This is a genomic window from Alcanivorax quisquiliarum, assembly GCF_023051175.1.
Lineage (GTDB): Bacteria > Pseudomonadota > Gammaproteobacteria > Pseudomonadales > Alcanivoracaceae > Isoalcanivorax > Isoalcanivorax quisquiliarum.
In genome coordinates, this window is the sequence record NZ_JALKII010000001.1 from 213820 (window position 1) to 230060 (window position 16241).

Below are 16241 nucleotides of genomic sequence, written 5' to 3' on the forward strand. Positions count from 1 at the left end.
GCTGAAGTCGGCGCTGTTAAGTAACGATAAGTTGCTCGAAGTCTAGCTTGTAAGATCTTGTTTTATAATTGAATCGAGCGCCGCCGCGAGTTGTTTGCGACGCAACAGCAGGTGCCAGCGGCGACCGCCGGCCTGATGCCACAGAAAGGCCGCCCGCACACCCGCCAGGAACAGCGCCCGAATGCGCGCTGCGTTATCTTCGTTGCGAAGATGCACCGGCTCGCCCTGCACCTTGATACGAAATTTCAAGGTGCCCAGCGTGTCCACATAGACCGCTGCCAGGCGATGGCAAAACTCGCTGCTGGCCAGATCGCTGAAATGGCCGCGCTGGGCGTCCAGTGCTTCCAGACGGTTGCGCAGTACGCTCATCAGGCTGCTGTCGCGGCGCAACCGCCCGGACAGATGCACTAGCGCCAGTGCGTAGCCCAGCGCTCGCGCGTTGCCTGGCGTCTTGTCCTGCCTGCCGCTCAGTGCATCGCGCAGCATCGTCAGGCCGGGCCGCAACGAGGCGACAGATGGAAACACCTCGGCATAGGAAGCGGGTGCCAGGTTCATGGCGCCCTCCAGCAGCACACGGGCCTGATCTTCCGGGTAGCGGCCGGTGCTGGCGATGCCGTCAGCGAGCATGGCGGCCTGAAACACCGCAGCCAGCGCAAGCGCCTGATGTCGATCGGCGTCGGAAATGCTCATATTGTTCTCTCTATGACAGCGCCGCCGAGGCAGCAGGCACCATCGTAAAACACCACGGACTGGCCTGGGGTAACCGCACGCTGCGGGGTCTCGAACTCTACCTGCAAGCGCCCATCTGCTGTCGGCGTAACCAGGCATGGCTGATCTGGCTGCCGGTAACGTGTCTTGGCCGTCAGTCGACGGGGTGCGGGCGGGGCAGTGCCAGCGATCCAGTGCGCTGGCCCCGTCTCCAGCGCACGGCTGAGCAGAAGAGGGTGGTCATGGCCTTGCACGGCAATCAGCACGTTGCGCGCAAGATCCTTGCCGGCCACATACCAGGGCGATTCCGTTGCATCGGCCCGACCGCCGATGCCTAGCCCCTGACGCTGGCCGAGAGTGTAGTACATCAAGCCGGTATGTTCGCCGATGATATGGCCGTGATCGTCTTCGATCATGCCCGGCTGCGCCGGTAGATAGCGTTGCAGGAAATCGCGAAAACGGCGTTCACCGATAAAACAGATGCCGGTGGAATCCTTCTTCTTGTGATTGTCGAAGCCGCACTCGGCGGCGATGCGACGCACCTCGGGCTTGGCCAGATCGCCAAGCGGGAAGAGGGTACGATTGAATTGCTCACCGCTCACGGCATGCAAAAAGTAGGTCTGATCCTTGTTGCTGTCATGCGCACGCAGCAGCCGTGCCGGCGCGCTGGAATGATCCACCTGCGCGTAGTGGCCGGTGGCGATGCCATCGGCACCCAGCGTCAGCGCATGATCCAGAAAAGCACGGAATTTCACTTCCTTGTTGCACAGGATATCCGGGTTCGGCGTACGACCAGCGCCGTATTCGGCAAGAAAGTGCTCGAACACGCGATCCCAGTATTCCGTGGCAAAGTTGGCCGTATGCAGCTCGATCCCCAGCACACCGGCAACCTGCATGGCATCCAGCAGATCCTCGCGTGCGGTACAGTATTCGGTGCCGTCGTCCTCGTTCCAGTTCTTCATGAACAGGCCCTCGACGCGGTAGCCCGCTTGTAGCAGGCGCCAGGCTGCCACGGATGAATCAACACCGCCGGACATTCCGACGATGATGCGCGTCTCCTCGGGCGGCTTGTTCAGCGGGTGCGTCATGGGCCTCACTTTGCGTAACGTCAGCTGGCAGACAATTCAGGCCGCGCTTTCGGGGCGGCGGTGCAGGAAATGGGGGCGGCCTAGCCTCTTTGCAATGGCCAGGGGTGCTCGTAGATCACATCCAGGGGCAGGCGCCGCCCGCTCAGATAATCGTCCACACAGCGCATCACCAGCGGACTGCGGTGCTCTTCGAGGCGTTCGCGCAGCTCGTCAGGTGTCAGCCACAGCGCCTCTTCGATCCCGGTATCCAGTTTCTGGCCCGGATCATGTTTGATCGCTTCGGCAATAAAGCAGTAGCGATGGTAGACGCCGGCCCCATGGCCGGGCTGATAAACATACATCCCCAGCAGGCCCGTCACGTCGACTTGCCAGGCGGTTTCTTCCAGCGTTTCCCGAAACGCAGCTTGCACCAGGCGCTCGCCTTCCTCGGCGTGCCCAGCGGGCTGATTCAGAACCTGCATGCCATCCGCAAGTTCGCGAACTACCAGGAAGCGGCCATCCCGCTCGACAATGGTGGCCACCGTAATATGTGGCTGAAAACTGTTCATCTGGGCTCGTGCGCCTCCTCTATAGCAGTGCCGTAACCGCCGGGCATGGTACATCAGGCCCCTGTTTTTCAACAGCTTGACGCCGCAGAGGGCCGTCGCTGGCGGGGTTGTCCGCTGCACCGCCAGACGAAAATACGCTGTTTGCCGGCGTGCTGGCGAGCGCAGCGCTGATGAAAGCATTGAAGATGGGGCGCCGCACCTGACGCAACTATCGCGCCCGCTTGGGCCGGCGCGCTCCCGGTGGCAAGGCGTCGCGCTTTGCTCCGGCATCGCGCGCCCGCCGCCCCGGCCCGGCGCTGGCCTGTGCCGATGTTGCCGGTGCGTGATGCGTTGCCTTGCCGCGCCTCGCTTTATCCTGGCTGTCCCTGCTACCTCTGCTATCGCGGCCATTGCGACTGCCGCCGGGCGGCCTGGCGCCGGGGTGGCTCTCGCGGTGGGGGATTTCCTCTTGCGCAACGACTATTTCACGGTATTCGCCGGGGGCGAGGCCAGCCAGGGTCCAGTCACCTATCTGCCAGCGCACCAGCCGCAGGGTGGGGTGGCCGATGGCGGCCGTCATTCGGCGCACCTGGCGGTTGCGGCCCTCACTGATCACCAGCTTCAGCCAGCAATCAGCAACGGTCTTGCGCTCGCGCACCGGTGGATGGCGGGGCCAGAGCGCTGGCGCTGGGATGAGCTCAGCTTCTGCCGGGCGGGTGAGGCCGTCCTTGAGTGCCACACCCCGGCGCAGTTGTTGCAGCCGCGCCTCCGTGGGAATTCCCTCGACTTGCACCAGATAGGTTTTCGGCAGTCGGAACCGTGGCGAACTGATACGGGCTTGCAGAGGGCCGTCGTCGGTGAGCAGTAATAACCCCTCGGAATCCCAGTCGAGCCTGCCGGCCGGGTAGACGCCCGGCACCGGCACATGATCGGCCAGGGTGGCGCGCCCGCTGCTGTCGGTAAATTGCGACAACACCCTGAATGGCTTGTTAAGAAGGATCAGTCGTGCCATATAAGCCCCGCTGCGGCCAATCGGGTTGCCATTTCCCCTGTCGATGCGCGTGCATGTGCGTGCAGGTGAGGGATAGGCAAAGCCTTTTGTTACGACGGCCATTGAAAAGATCAGGAAACTATGCCGCGCTGATGCTATAATCGCGCCACCCAAGAAAATAGTACGATTTTTCCAGAGGGAGTAGTTAAATGGGATACCAAAAGATCGTGGTTCCGGCAGACGGCGACAAAATCACCGTTAATGCGGACCTATCCCTTAATGTCCCCAACCATCCTGTCATTCCTTATATCGAGGGCGACGGTATTGGTGTGGACATCACGCCGGTCATGATCGACGTGGTCAATGCAGCAGTAGAAAAAGCTTACGGCACCAAACGCGCCATCACCTGGATGGAGATTTACGCTGGCGAAAAAGCCACTCGAGTCTACGGGCCGGATGTGTGGCTGCCCGAAGAAACCCTCGAGGCCATGCGGGAGTTCACCGTCGGCATCAAGGGCCCGCTGACCACCCCGGTGGGCGGCGGCATTCGTTCCCTGAACGTCGCACTGCGTCAGGAGCTCGATCTTTACACCTGTATGCGCCCGGTACGCTGGTTCCCCGGTGTGCCCAGCCCGGTGACACACCCGGAGCTGACGGATATGGTGATTTTCCGTGAAAACTCGGAAGACATCTACGCCGGGATCGAGTGGGCGGCAGACAGCCCGGAAGCCACCCGGCTGATCCGGTTCCTGCGTGAAGAAATGGGTGTCACCCAGATCCGCTTCCCGGAAGGCTGCGGCATCGGTATCAAACCGGTGTCCCGCGAGGGCACGCAACGTCTGGTGCGCAAGGCGATCCAGTACGCGATCGACAACGACAAAGACTCTGTGACCCTGGTTCACAAGGGTAACATCATGAAGTTCACCGAAGGCGCGTTCAAGGACTGGGGCTATGAACTGGCCCGCGAGCGCTTCGGTGCGGAGCTGCTGGATGGCGGCCCCTGGCTGAAGATGAAAAACCCGCGCACTGGCCGCGAAATCATCATCAAGGACGTGATTGCCGATGCCTTCCTGCAACAGATTCTGATGCGCCCGGCTGAATACAGCGTCATCGCGACGCTGAACCTCAACGGTGACTACATTTCCGATGCCCTGGCAGCGGAAGTGGGCGGTATCGGTATCGCACCGGGCGCCAACATCGGCGGCTCTGTTGCGCTGTTCGAGGCTACCCACGGTACGGCGCCGAAATACGCCGGTCAGGACAAGGTAAACCCTGGCTCACTGATACTGTCCGCTGAAATGATGCTCCGTCACATGGGCTGGAACGAAGCGGCAGACCTCATCATCCAGGGCGTGGAAGGCGCCATCGCTGCGAAAACGGTTACTTACGACTTCGAGCGCCTGATGCCTGACGCAACCTTGCTGAAATGCTCCGAGTTCGGCGACGCTATCGTCAAGCACATGGACTGACGCTAGTGTTCGGTAACTGGCGCGGTGGTACGAGCCGCCGCGCTGGAAGCCGCATGCTCTGCCGGGGTTTCCGGTGCAACACTCCCGCCTGCAGGGCGCAGGTTGACGGCATGGTAGCCCTTGTTGGCCTGTTGCAATTCATATTCCACTGGTTGGCCCGCCTTGAGACTGCGGTAACCATCCATCTGAATGTAGGAATAATGCACGAACAGATCTTCACCGCCGGCATCAGGGCGGATGAAGCCATACCCTTTGGCATTATTGAACCATTTGACCTTTCCGGTAGCCATGGTGCTTCCCTCTGCCTCTCCGATGGCTGAATTGTTTGTTGTTATGATTCAGGCTCGCGCCGCCTGGGTTAGAATGACACTCAGGCACATCGCACGATGCCGTACAACTTTTAATCAACCCCGGCAGACTGTCAAGGGCCGCAGTGCGAAGATGGCGCCAGGGGCGCACAAAAGCGTCCTCTTGCCTGATTCCAAGGTGGCATGGCGATATCGCTGTAGCAGTGCGGTAATTCAGGGTTGATTCTGGCAGGGATTGAAAAAGCCTTCATGATTCACCATATCTCCATTGCCTGTGACGCATTGCAGGTATACAAACAAATTGAGAGCAGCATGAACTGGCACGTTATCCGACAGGCAGGCTCACCACCGGATGGATCACCGGAAGACCCGGATCGGCAGGGCGACCTGGCGGTGGAAGAAGCTCGCCCGAAACTGAAACGCCCATCGATGTATAAAGTGGTCATGCTGAATGACGACTACACGCCGATGGATTTTGTGGTAGAGGTGTTGGAAGTCTTTTTTGCCATGGACCGCGAAAAAGCGACGCGTGTCATGCTGACTGTTCACACCGAGGGCAAGGCGGTTTGCGGCGTATTCAGCCGCGATGTCGCAGAAACCAAGGCCGCTCAGGTGGTGGACTATGCCCGTGAGCACCAGCATCCTTTGATGTGTCTGGTGGAACGGGCCTGAACTGAAAAGGTCCAATGTACGTGGGGTGGCAGACTGCCGCCCGGTGAGGGGGTTACGGGGCACAACCTTGTTATCCTGCCTTGACCGGAAAGCGGACGCATCACACGCAGCCAAGTGAGGTGAGCCATGCTCAGCAGAGAACTGGAACTGACCCTGAACGAAGCGTTCCGCCATGCCCGCACACACCGCCATGAATTCATGACGGTGGAGCATTTATTGCTGGCATTGCTGGATAACCAGGCTGCTGTCGAAGTGCTCGAATCCTGCGGAGCAGATCTGGTGGAGTTGCGCGAGGCGCTTGATCGCTTCATCGATGACACCACGCCACTGATTCCCGAGGACGATCCAGAGCGTGATACCCAGCCGACACTCGGCTTTCAGCGCGTGTTGCAGCGCGCTGTGTTTCATGTGCAATCGTCCGGCAAGCGCGAAGTGACAGGCGCCAATGTGCTGGTCGCCATTTTCAGCGAACAGGAAAGCCAGGCGGTTTATCTGCTGCGCGCGCAGAATATCAACCGTGTCGATGTGGTGAATTTCATCAGCCACGGTATTTCTCGTATTCACGAAGGCGAAGAAACAGAGCGCCCGCAGGAAGCCTCCGAAGACGGAGCGGAAGCAGGCGCCGGCAGTGCGCTGGAGCAGTACACCACCAATCTCAACGAGCTGGCGCGTCAGGATCGGATTGATCCGCTGGTGGGCCGCGCCTTCGAGATCGAACGGGCCGCCCAGATTTTGTGCCGGCGCCGGAAAAACAACCCGCTGCTCGTGGGCGAACCTGGCGTCGGCAAGACGGCCATCGCCGAAGGGCTGGCCTGGATGATCGTGGAAGGCCGGGTGCCGGAGCCGCTCGCGGAATCGGTGGTTTATTCGCTCGACATGGGTGCGTTGCTCGCCGGCACCAAATATCGCGGCGATTTTGAAAAACGCTTCAAGGCGCTGTTGGGTGAGCTGAAAAAACAGCCGACGGCGATTTTGTTCATCGACGAGATTCACACCATCATCGGCGCTGGTGCGGCCTCGGGTGGCGTCATGGATGCCTCGAACCTGCTCAAGCCGGTGCTGGCGTCCGGCGAGATCAAGTGCATGGGCTCGACCACGTTTCAGGAGTACCGCGGTATTTTTGAAAAGGATCGGGCGCTGTCACGGCGCTTTCAGAAGATTGATGTGGTGGAGCCATCGGTTGATGAGACGGTCGGGATTCTGCGCGGCCTGAAAAAGCGCTTCGAGGCACACCATAGCGTGGAATACACGGACGAAGCCCTGCGCAGCGCGGCAGAGCTCTCCGCACGCTATATCAACGACCGTCACCTGCCCGACAAGGCAATTGATGTCATCGACGAGGTCGGCGCGTGGCAGCGCTTGCGACCGGAGGGCGAGCGCAGCACCATTATCGATGTGGCCGATGTGGAGGCCATGGTGGCGAAAATTGCACGCATCCCGCCAAAATCTGTGTCGCAATCTGACAAGGAGCTGCTGCGCAATCTCGAACGCGATCTGAAGATGACAGTGTTTGGTCAGGATCAGGCGATCGAAGCGCTTTCAGCCGCGATCAAACTCTCCCGTGCGGGCCTCAAGGCCGCCGACAAGCCGGTGGGCAGCTTCATGTTTGCCGGGCCAACGGGGGTTGGCAAAACCGAAGTCAGCCGTCAGCTGGCCCGCGCCTTGGGCGTGGAACTGGTGCGCTTCGATATGTCGGAGTACATGGAGCGGCACACCGTAAGCCGGCTGATCGGCGCACCGCCCGGCTATGTTGGTTTCGATCAGGGCGGCTTGCTGACCGAAGCGATCACCAAGACGCCGCACTGTGTGCTGTTGCTGGATGAAATCGAAAAGGCGCACCCGGAAGTCTTCAACCTGCTGTTGCAGGTGATGGATCACGCCACACTGACGGACAACAACGGCCGCAAGGCGGATTTCCGTAACGTGATTCTGATCATGACCACCAACGCCGGCGCGGAGCTGCTTAATCGCGCCTCGATCGGCTTTACCCGCCAGGATCACGCCACGGACGGCATGGAGGCGCTGAAGAAAATGTTCACGCCGGAATTCCGCAACCGGCTGGATGCCATTATCCAGTTCGGTCCGCTTGATCCGCACACCATTCTCGGTGTGGTGGACAAGTTCCTCACGGAGCTACAGGCGCAGCTGGACGAGCGCGGCGTGACCTTGCAAGTGGATGACGCGGCGCGCGCCTGGCTGGCCGAGCACGGGTACGACCGGGACATGGGCGCCCGCCCGATGGCCAGGCTGATCCAGGATCAGCTGAAGAAGCCGCTGGCAGAAAAACTGTTGTTCGGCGAGCTGGCAGAGCAGGGCGGTCGGGTGCAGGTGACGGTGCGTGACAACACACTGCACCTGGAGGCGGAAGAAACGGAGGCTGCCGCTGCCACCGGCGCGTGATGAGAGGCCTGGGTAACACCATCAAAACCCCGGATGTGAATCCGGGGTTTTTTGTTCATCACCTATTTCCGAGGCGCCTTTATGGGTGAATTCGTACTTTTGAGCCAGGACTCCATGAGTTAAGGAGCATTCCATGAGCACGCTGCTCCGCCAGCATTCCGTTGTTCAGGTGCGTGTAAAAAACGAAAAGCGCGTCAGAGCCGATCACCGTGAATGTCGGGCGGCCAGTCGAGGCGGAGGAGAGTGTTGGCCCGCGGCCGGAGCCGCGAGCGGCAATGATTACTTCATGCGGAAAGTAATACGGCCTTTGCTCAGGTCATAGGGAGACATCTCCACCTTGACCCGGTCGCCTGTCAGGATGCGGATATAGTGCTTGCGCATCTTGCCCGAGATATGGGCAATGATTTCATGCCCGTTGTCCAGACGGACACGGAACATAGTGTTGGGCAGGGTGTCGACCACCACGCCTTCGAGTTCAATCTGCTCTTCTTTGGCCATGCAATTTCGCCATGCAATCAATAAAATCCGGGAATTACGTACTTCAAGGAAGGCGCAATTGTGCCGCAAACCGGCGGGAGCTGCAAAGCCTTTGCGGGGCGCCGCGCCGGTTCAGCGTTCCGGGAGGGCCTGCCAGCGCTCGTCCAGCAATAGTTCCAGTGGCTGGAAATCCTCCTTGTAGCGCATCTTGCGGCAGCGCTGTATCCAGTAACCGAGATAGACATAAGGCAACCCCTGCTGCCGGCAATATTCGATCTGCCACAGGACGGCGAGGGTGCCCAAAGCCAGCTCCGTACGTGCCGGATCGTAAAAGGTGTAGACGGCAGACAAGCCGTCGGCCAGCACATCCACCACGGCCACCGCCAGCAAGCGGCCATCGGCATCGCGAAAGCAACAGAAGCGGGTGTCGCTCCAGCTCGACATCAAAAAGCTGGCAAACTGTTCCTGTGTCGGCGGGAACATGTCGCCATCGCCGTGCCGGAGCTCAATATAGCGGCTGTAAAGCTGATACAGCTCGTTGGTGAACACCGGCCGGATCATCTCCACCTGAATATCGGCGTTGCGGTTCAGAACGCGCCGCTGGCTCCGGCGCGGTTGAAAATCCTCTACGCGCACGCGTGCCGGGATGCACGCCTGGCAGCTGTCACAATGAGGCCGATAGAGGTAATCACCACTGCGCCGAAACCCGATGCGGGTCAGCTCTTCGTACAGCTTCGGCGTGATGCTCGCCTTGGGGTCGACAAACAGCGTGGTTGCCTGATGCTCCTCAAGATAACTGCAAGCATGGGCCGGCGTGCTGAAAAAGCGCAGTGTGGCTAGGTTGCTCATAGCGGCTGGCAAGAATGTGTCAATCGGCTGCGCACCATCTGGTGGCAGAAAACCATCATCAGGACGAGAAAAGAAACTGTCCCAACGGTGATGACTCCAGTCTATAACGTCGCCGATATTCCGCAAGAGGCGCTACCTCATGCGGCCATTGCCAACGCGACGGTGCCTCGACGCGCTCGCGCAACGCCTGCTCGAACTCCGAACGCGGCCACACGTCGGCACCCAGTGACAGCAGGTGCGGGGTTTCCATCTGGCAATCGATCAGGGTGACGCCATGCGCAGGCTGCAACAGGCAGAACATTGCCAGCGCTGCTTTGGAGGCATTGGGCCGCAGGCTGAACATCGACTCGCCAAAAAACATCGCGCCCAGATTGATGCCATAGAAGCCGCCAGCCAGTTCGCCGTCCTGCCACACCTCAAGGCTGTGGGCGTAGCCCAGCTCATGTAGCTGTTGATAGGCCACCAGCATGTCATCAGTGATCCAGGTGCCGTGCTGCCCGTGACGAGGCACACTGGCGCAGGCGTGGATCACACGGCTGAAGGCATGATCGAAGGAGAATTCGAACCGCCCCTGCCGCAGCAGCTTGCGCAACGAGCGGCTGCAATGAAACCGGGAAGGGCGGAGCACCAGGCGGGGGTCGGGGCTCCACCACAGGATTGGCTGGCCATCGCCGTACCAGGGAAAGATGCCGGCGCGGTATGCCCGCAGCAGAGTAGCCGGGCGCAGATCAGCGCCCACCGCGAGCAGACCGTCGGGGTCGTCCAGCGCTGTGCTGGTATCGGGGAACGGCGCCCCCGGCATCAACCAGGGCAGGGCGCCGCTATCATCACGCACGGGGCGCGCTGCGGTTATTGATTGTCCAGAAACTTTTCCGCATCCAGCGCGGCCATGCAACCGGCGCCTGCGGAGGTAACCGCCTGCCGGTAAACATTGTCGGCCACATCACCGGCGGCAAACACGCCGGGCACGCTGGTTGCAGTGGCATTGCCGGCAAGGCCGCTGTTGATGCGGATATAACCATCCGTCATGTCCAGCTGGCCTTCGAATATCTGTGTGTTGGGCTGGTGACCGATGGCAATGAAAACACCCTGAACATCCAGATCCTGCGTGGCGCCATCGTCGCTGGTGGCGCGCAAGCGTGCGCCCGTCACGCCAGTGTCGTCCCCCAGCACTTCGTCCAGCGTGTGGTGCCACAGGGGTGTGATGTTTTCCTTGGCCAGCAATTTGTCCTGCAGGATCTTCTCCGCCCGCAAGGTGTCGCGGCGGTGCACCAGATAAACATGGCTGGCAATGTTGGAGAGATACAGCGCCTCTTCCACGGCTGTGTTGCCGCCGCCGACTACGGCCACTTTCTGGCCACGGTAGAAGAAGCCGTCACAGGTTGCGCAGGCTGATACGCCCTTGCCCATGAAGGTTTGCTCGGAGGGCAGGCCGAGATACTTTGCCGAGGCGCCGGTGGCGATAATGAGCGCGTCGCAGGTATAGGTGCCGCTGTCACCCTTGAGGGTGAAGGGCCGCTTGCTCAGATCGGCTTCATTGATGTGATCGTAAACCAGGCGTGTGTTGAAGCGCTCGGCGTGCTGCTGCATCCGCACCATCAGATCAGGCCCTTGCAGCCCCTCCACATCCCCCGGCCAGTTATCTACCTCGGTCGTCGTGGTGAGCTGGCCGCCGGGCTGGATGCCGGTGATCACCACGGGCTCCAGATTGGCGCGCGCGGCGTACACTGCGGCAGTGTAGCCCGCAGGGCCGGAGCCAAGGATGATCAGGCGGTGGTGTTGGGCTGTGCTCATGTCGTTCTCCTGGGCGTCCTGATGCCACGTAACATCAGTGAAAAAAGCGTAAAGTGACCAAAAAATGGGGGTGTTGGCGAATACTTCAAGGGGCCAGCACGCTACACTAAATCACTTCGTCGTAGAAGCGGGCGGTTTTTCGGGCGATATGCGCAGCCAGTGTGATAACTGCGGGCAACCAGGCGCTGTCGAGAATAAATGCAGTCGGCTGGCGAGCACCGTCGCGGCCTGAAAAGAGGTAAGCTGCCCTTGGCGAAGGCAAAGTGGGCGGCGGCGCTACGCGCAAGGTAGGGGCTTTCTATAAGTCAGGGCTCGTCGTTTGAGTCAGGGCTTTTTGCAAGCCGGGAGCCTCTCGGTAAGCTACGGGCCGCTGCGCCAGACAAGGCTTCTTCGTGCGGTGAGGCCGCTTTGTAAAAGGTGAAGCCGCTTCGTGAGGTAAAGCCAGGCGCCCACTGTGCGAGGGGTGGAGCTTCACCGCTATTGCGCGTAGAATTCCTATCAATTCATCTAGTTAGCCGCCTTATTTTGTGTGACTTCTCGCCTGGCGGTGACGCGACGCATGGCCGGGCTGGTGCCCGTGCTGGCTGGGCCAGGAAAGGCGACAATGCGGGGAACAGGCAAGAACATGAGTATCGCGAAGTGAGCAAGGCCAAGATCCAGGCAGAGACGCCGGGCTGGGCGCGACATCTGCAACGGGGGCTGCTGGAAGGCACCATCATCAGTTTGCTGGCGTTATCGCTTTATCTGCTGCTGGCGCTGGCAACCTACAATTCCGCCGATCCGGGCTGGTCGTATGTGACCAGTGGCCGCGAGGTGGCCAATGCGGGCGGTCGCTTCGGCGCCTTTGCTGCCGATTTGCTGTTTCTGCTGTTCGGCTATCTCGCTTATCTGTTTCCGGTGCTGGTGGCCTTCTGGGGCGTGCGGGTGCTGCGGGAGCGGCACGCGGGGCTGGCGGGCAACTGGCCGATGTTCAGCCTGCGGCTGGTGGGCTTCATTCTGACCATGATGGCCGGCACCGGGCTGGCGTACATGCATTTTGGCGGCACCGGCAGTCCGTTGCCGGAGGACGCCGGCGGCGTGCTCGGCCAGGTCGTGGGCGCGGCGTCGATGCACGCTTTCAATTACACCGGCGGCAATCTGGTGCTGGTGACGCTGTTTCTGATCGGCATGACGATCTTCACCGATCTCTCCTGGATTCGCCTTGCCGAGCGTCTGGGCGCCTTTGCCATGGCCGCCACGCAACGTATTCCGCAGTGGATCAAGGCGCTGCGGGAGCGCCGGGAAGACCGGCGCCAGGGCAAGCTCGCGGCGGCACAACGCCGTGAAGTGGTCGAGGTGGCGAAACGCAAGGCCGTCAATCGCGTGCCGCCCAAGATCGCCGCGCCGGTAAAGAGAGTGGAAACCAGCGTGCGGGCCGAAAAAGAGAAACAGCAACCGCTGTTCCAGTCGCAGGTTACTGGCGATCTGCCATCGTTGGGCTTGCTTGATAGCGCCGACGAAGACGGCCGAGGCGGTTTTTCCGACGAGGCGCTGGATGCCATGTCACGGCTGCTGGAAATCAAGCTGCGCGATTTCAATATCGAAGCAGAAGTGGTGGCGGTGCAGCCGGGGCCGGTCATCACCCGCTTCGAGATTCAGCCCGCGGCGGGCATCAAGGTCAGCCGGATTACCAATCTGGCGAAAGATCTGGCGCGCTCGCTGGCGGTGATCTCGGTGCGCGTGGTCGAGGTAATCCCCGGCAAAACCACAGTCGGCATCGAGATTCCCAACGAGCAGCGGGAGATGATCCGCTTCACCGAAGCGGTGGCGAGCAAGGCCTTCGATGATTCGCCGTCGCCGCTGACGCTGGCGCTGGGCAAGGATATCAGCGGCCGCCCGGTGGTAGCCGATCTCTCCAGGATGCCGCACTTGCTGGTGGCCGGCACCACCGGCTCGGGCAAGTCGGTCGGCCTGAACGCGATGCTGCTGTCGATCCTGTTCAAATCCTCCCCGGAGGAAGTACGCCTGATCATGATCGACCCGAAGATGCTGGAACTGGCGGTCTATGACGGTATTCCGCACCTGCTGACGCCGGTGGTGACGGACATGAAAGAGGCCGCCAGTGCGCTGCGCTGGGGTGTTGGAGAAATGGAACGCCGCTATCGCCTGATGGCCGCGATGGGCGTGCGCAACCTGGCAGGTTTCAATCGCAAGATCGCAGAGGCCCAGAAGCAGGGTGCACCGATCAAGGATCCGCTCTGGAAGCCGAATGATCCGATGGATCTCTCGGAAGAAGCACCACTGCTGGAAAAACTGCCATACATCGTCATTGTGGTCGATGAGTTTGCCGACATGATGATGATCGTCGGCAAGAAAGTGGAAGAGCTGATTGCCCGTATCGCCCAGAAGGCACGCGCCGCCGGCATTCACCTGATCCTGGCTACACAGCGGCCGTCGGTGGATGTGATCACTGGGCTGATCAAAGCTAACGTGCCGTCGCGGATGGCGTTCCAGGTATCGTCCAAGATCGACTCCCGCACCGTGCTCGATCAGGGCGGGGCAGAGCAGTTGCTGGGTCACGGCGACATGCTTTATCTGCCAGTGGGGGTCAGCGTGCCGGAACGTGTGCACGGCGCCTTTGTCTCAGATGAAGAAGTGCACCGCGTGTGCGACGACTGGCGCAAGCGCGGCGCGCCGAATTATCTGCCGGAGATTCTGGAAAGTGCCGAAGGCAGCGGTTACGGCGGCATCGATGCAGGCGAGGGTGACGACGCCGAGCAGGACCCGCTCTACGACGAGGCCGTTGCTCATGTCATCGAAAGCCGCCGTGCATCGATTTCGGCGGTGCAGCGCAAGCTCAAGATCGGCTACAACCGCGCAGCCCGGCTGGTGGAAGCCATGGAGATGGCTGGCGTAGTCAGCGCTGCGGGGCATAATGGCCAGCGAGAAGTGATAGTGCCGGGGCGTGACTGACCCGGCCTGATGACGCAGGAGCGTTGCATGAGAAGATGGTATCTGTATGTGCTGCTGGCGCTGGCGCCAGCCGCCTGGGGCAACGCCACGGAAGAGCTGGTGCAACGCCTGGCAGGGGTGCGCAGCATGAGCTGCGATTTCGAGCAGCTGGTGCTGGATCGCAACGGCTCACGCTTGCAGGAAGCCCAAGGCGAGATGCAGGTGGCGCGCCCTCGGCAGTTTCGCTGGCACGCCGAGACACCCTATGAGCAGTTGATTGTTTCCGATGGCGATGTCGTGTGGATCTACGATATCGATCTGGAACAGGCGGTGCAGCGTGCGCTGGGCAAGGAAGTCGGCAACACACCGGCGCTGTTGTTCAGTGGCAATCCGCAGGAAGTGGCGAGCGAATTCCTCATTGAAGAAGCAGATCGCCACGCGGGCAGCGTCACCTACCGGTTGCGCCCACGCGGTGATGATCCGCTGTTCAGCCTGCTGGAAGTCACCTTCGCTGGCGATACACCGCAGGGGATGCGCCTTGAAGATGCGCTGGGCCAGATGACCACCATCGAATTTCGCAATGTACGCCTGAACCAGCCGCTGGACGCCGCGCTGTTCCGGTTCACACCGCCCGAAAATGCGGATGTCATTACCGAATCATGAACGATCTCTTCAGCAGCGACGCCAGCGCCAGCGCAGGTGAGCGCGCCCGGCACCAGCCGCTTGCTGCACGGCTGCGGCCTGCCAGCCTGGCCGACTATGTGGGCCAGCAGCATCTGGTGGGTGCCGGCACGCCGCTGCGGCGGGCGCTGGATCAGGCGCAGCTGCACTCGATGATTCTCTGGGGGCCGCCCGGCACCGGCAAGACCACCCTGGCGCTGATTCTGGCGAATCATGTGCAGGCCACCTTTGTCACGCTCTCGGCGGTGCTGGCTGGCGTCAAGGATATCCGCGCCGAGGTCGAGCGCGCTCGCGAGCGCCTGGCGCTGGGCCAGCGTACCGTGCTGTTCGTGGACGAGGTGCACCGCTTCAACAAGTCCCAGCAGGATGCCTTTTTGCCCCATGTTGAAGATGGCACGGTAATTTTCATTGGCGCCACCACGGAAAACCCGTCCTTCGAGCTCAACAACGCCTTGCTCTCCAGGGCGCGTGTCTACCGCCTGCAATCCTTGCAGCGGGACGATCTGGCGCAACTGCTTGAGCGCGCACTGGCATCAGAGCCGCTGGCCGGATTGAAAATGGGCGACGCCGCCCGTGGTTTGCTGCTGGATCAGGTGGATGGCGATGCCCGGCGCCTGTTGAACCTGCTGGAAATTGCCGGCGATCTGGCCCGGGGCGAAGAGGGCGAAATTACCGAAGCCTTGCTCAAGGAGCTGTTTCGCGACAGCCTGCGCCGTTTCGACAAAGGCGGCGACATCTTCTATGACCAGATCAGCGCGCTGCACAAATCCGTGCGCGGCTCTGATCCTGATGCAACCCTGTACTGGTTTGCGCGCATGCTCGACGGCGGTGCCGACCCGCTCTACATCGCCCGCCGCGTGGTGCGCATGGCCAGCGAAGACATCGGCAACGCTGATCCCCGCGCATTGCGTCTGGCGCTGGATGCCTGGGAGGTGCAGGAGCGGCTGGGTTCACCCGAGGGTGAGCTGGCGATTGCGCAGGCGCTGGTTTACCTGGCCGTGGCCGCCAAGAGCAATGCGGTTTATAGCGCCTATAACGAAGCGCGCCGGTTTGTCGCTGCACATCCGACCGACGAAGTGCCACTGCACTTGCGTAACGCGCCCACCAAGCTGATGAAAGAGCAAGGTTATGGCGAAAGCTATCGTTACGCGCACGATTTCCCCGATGCGTATGTGGCAGGGGAAAACTACTTTCCGACCACCATCCCCCGGCGCAGCTTTTACCAGCCTGTTCCGCGAGGGCTGGAAATCCGTATTGCCGACAAGCTCGCCTCGCTGCGGGAAAAGGACAAGCACAGCGACTGGCGCCGTGACAAGTGAGGCGGCACCACGCCAGCACTCGCATAC

Annotated in this window: 15 protein-coding genes; 6 read left to right on the forward strand and 9 right to left on the reverse strand. The window is 61.0% G+C overall.

All coding sequences use genetic code 11. The annotated features are described in order from the left end of the window. Window positions 1-42: 42 nt before the first annotated feature. From hflD to MU846_RS01015, 4 genes are all read right to left on the reverse strand, one after another. The gene (gene hflD, locus MU846_RS01000; RefSeq protein ID WP_246947361.1) at window positions 43-690 is read right to left on the reverse strand and encodes a high frequency lysogenization protein HflD; all 648 of its coding nucleotides are present in this window, start codon (window positions 688-690) and stop codon (window positions 43-45) included. Then, window positions 687-1796, reverse strand: coding sequence for a tRNA 2-thiouridine(34) synthase MnmA (mnmA, locus tag MU846_RS01005; protein WP_306799173.1), 1110 nt, complete (start codon window positions 1794-1796; stop codon window positions 687-689). The genes hflD and mnmA overlap by 4 nt, the downstream gene beginning before the upstream one ends. Window positions 1797-1876: 80 nt before the next feature. After that, window positions 1877-2344 carry an NUDIX hydrolase gene (locus MU846_RS01010; RefSeq protein WP_246947363.1) on the reverse strand — a complete coding sequence of 156 codons (468 nt, stop codon included), beginning with the start codon at window positions 2342-2344 and terminating at the stop codon, window positions 1877-1879. A 208-nt stretch (window positions 2345-2552) separates the two neighbouring features. Continuing rightward, complete coding sequence (locus MU846_RS01015; protein ID WP_371738452.1) at window positions 2553-3437, reverse strand: pseudouridine synthase; 885 nt, start codon at window positions 3435-3437, stop codon at window positions 2553-2555. A gap of 86 nt (window positions 3438-3523) precedes the next feature. Between MU846_RS01015 and icd the strand changes: the two genes are divergently transcribed. Continuing rightward, window positions 3524-4783: an NADP-dependent isocitrate dehydrogenase gene (icd, locus tag MU846_RS01020; protein WP_246947365.1), complete on the forward strand. Its 1260-nt coding sequence runs from the start codon at window positions 3524-3526 to the stop codon at window positions 4781-4783. Window positions 4784-4785: 2 nt separating this feature from the next. Here icd and cspD read toward each other — a convergent pair whose 3' ends face one another. Further along, window positions 4786-5073: a cold shock domain-containing protein CspD gene (gene cspD, locus MU846_RS01025; protein ID WP_306799174.1), complete on the reverse strand. Its 288-nt coding sequence runs from the start codon at window positions 5071-5073 to the stop codon at window positions 4786-4788. 330 nt (window positions 5074-5403) lie between these two features. On the opposite strand from cspD, the gene clpS reads away from it, so the two are divergent. Together clpS and clpA are read left to right on the forward strand one after the other, a co-directional pair. Next, window positions 5404-5763, forward strand: a complete 360-nt coding sequence (clpS, locus tag MU846_RS01030; protein ID WP_246947367.1) for an ATP-dependent Clp protease adapter ClpS — start codon at window positions 5404-5406, stop codon at window positions 5761-5763. 126 nt (window positions 5764-5889) lie between these two features. Further along, entirely contained in the window at window positions 5890-8163 is a 2274-nt protein-coding gene (gene clpA, locus MU846_RS01035) for an ATP-dependent Clp protease ATP-binding subunit ClpA (protein WP_246947369.1), read from the forward strand. A 279-nt stretch (window positions 8164-8442) separates the two neighbouring features. Here clpA and infA read toward each other — a convergent pair whose 3' ends face one another. From infA to trxB, 4 genes are all read right to left on the reverse strand, one after another. Then, window positions 8443-8661 carry a translation initiation factor IF-1 gene (gene infA, locus MU846_RS01040; protein WP_246947371.1) on the reverse strand — a complete coding sequence of 73 codons (219 nt, stop codon included), beginning with the start codon at window positions 8659-8661 and terminating at the stop codon, window positions 8443-8445. Between the two features lie 111 nt (window positions 8662-8772). Next, the gene (locus MU846_RS01045; RefSeq protein WP_246947373.1) at window positions 8773-9489 is read right to left on the reverse strand and encodes an arginyltransferase; all 717 of its coding nucleotides are present in this window, start codon (window positions 9487-9489) and stop codon (window positions 8773-8775) included. A 58-nt stretch (window positions 9490-9547) separates the two neighbouring features. Beyond that, window positions 9548-10324 (reverse strand): leucyl/phenylalanyl-tRNA--protein transferase, encoded by a 777-nt coding sequence (aat, locus tag MU846_RS01050; protein WP_246947374.1) that lies wholly within the window; start codon window positions 10322-10324, stop codon window positions 9548-9550. A 14-nt stretch (window positions 10325-10338) separates the two neighbouring features. Beyond that, window positions 10339-11283: a thioredoxin-disulfide reductase gene (gene trxB, locus MU846_RS01055; RefSeq protein WP_246947375.1), complete on the reverse strand. Its 945-nt coding sequence runs from the start codon at window positions 11281-11283 to the stop codon at window positions 10339-10341. A 639-nt stretch (window positions 11284-11922) separates the two neighbouring features. Here trxB and MU846_RS01060 point away from each other — a divergent pair. From MU846_RS01060 to MU846_RS01070, 3 genes are read left to right on the forward strand one after another with little or no spacing between them, the layout of a single operon-like run. Next, on the forward strand, window positions 11923-14235 hold the full coding sequence (locus tag MU846_RS01060) for a DNA translocase FtsK (protein WP_246947376.1): 2313 nt from the start codon (window positions 11923-11925) through the stop codon (window positions 14233-14235). Between the two features lie 27 nt (window positions 14236-14262). Continuing rightward, window positions 14263-14877: an outer membrane lipoprotein periplasmic chaperone LolA gene (gene lolA, locus MU846_RS01065; RefSeq protein ID WP_246947377.1), complete on the forward strand. Its 615-nt coding sequence runs from the start codon at window positions 14263-14265 to the stop codon at window positions 14875-14877. Next, on the forward strand, window positions 14874-16214 hold the full coding sequence (locus tag MU846_RS01070; protein ID WP_246947379.1) for a replication-associated recombination protein A: 1341 nt from the start codon (window positions 14874-14876) through the stop codon (window positions 16212-16214). Before lolA ends, MU846_RS01070 begins: the two co-directional genes overlap by 4 nt. Window positions 16215-16241: the final 27 nt, after the last annotated feature.

What these genes read in the sequence shown, in the direction of transcription:
- hflD (WP_246947361.1), bottom strand. Translation starts at nt 690, where the DNA reads ATGAGCATTTCCGACGCCGATCGACATCAGGCGCTTGCGCTGGCTGCG.
- mnmA (WP_306799173.1), bottom strand. Translation starts at nt 1,796, where the DNA reads ATGACGCACCCGCTGAACAAGCCGCCCGAGGAGACGCGCATCATCGTC.
- MU846_RS01010 (WP_246947363.1), bottom strand. Translation starts at nt 2,344, where the DNA reads ATGAACAGTTTTCAGCCACATATTACGGTGGCCACCATTGTCGAGCGG.
- MU846_RS01015 (WP_371738452.1), bottom strand. Translation starts at nt 3,437, where the DNA reads ATGGCCGTCGTAACAAAAGGCTTTGCCTATCCCTCACCTGCACGCACA.
- icd (WP_246947365.1), top strand. Translation starts at nt 3,524, where the DNA reads ATGGGATACCAAAAGATCGTGGTTCCGGCAGACGGCGACAAAATCACC.
- cspD (WP_306799174.1), bottom strand. Translation starts at nt 5,073, where the DNA reads ATGGCTACCGGAAAGGTCAAATGGTTCAATAATGCCAAAGGGTATGGC.
- clpS (WP_246947367.1), top strand. Translation starts at nt 5,404, where the DNA reads ATGAACTGGCACGTTATCCGACAGGCAGGCTCACCACCGGATGGATCA.
- clpA (WP_246947369.1), top strand. Translation starts at nt 5,890, where the DNA reads ATGCTCAGCAGAGAACTGGAACTGACCCTGAACGAAGCGTTCCGCCAT.
- infA (WP_246947371.1), bottom strand. Translation starts at nt 8,661, where the DNA reads ATGGCCAAAGAAGAGCAGATTGAACTCGAAGGCGTGGTGGTCGACACC.
- MU846_RS01045 (WP_246947373.1), bottom strand. Translation starts at nt 9,489, where the DNA reads ATGAGCAACCTAGCCACACTGCGCTTTTTCAGCACGCCGGCCCATGCT.
- trxB (WP_246947375.1), bottom strand. Translation starts at nt 11,283, where the DNA reads ATGAGCACAGCCCAACACCACCGCCTGATCATCCTTGGCTCCGGCCCT.
- lolA (WP_246947377.1), top strand. Translation starts at nt 14,263, where the DNA reads ATGAGAAGATGGTATCTGTATGTGCTGCTGGCGCTGGCGCCAGCCGCC.
- MU846_RS01070 (WP_246947379.1), top strand. Translation starts at nt 14,874, where the DNA reads ATGAACGATCTCTTCAGCAGCGACGCCAGCGCCAGCGCAGGTGAGCGC.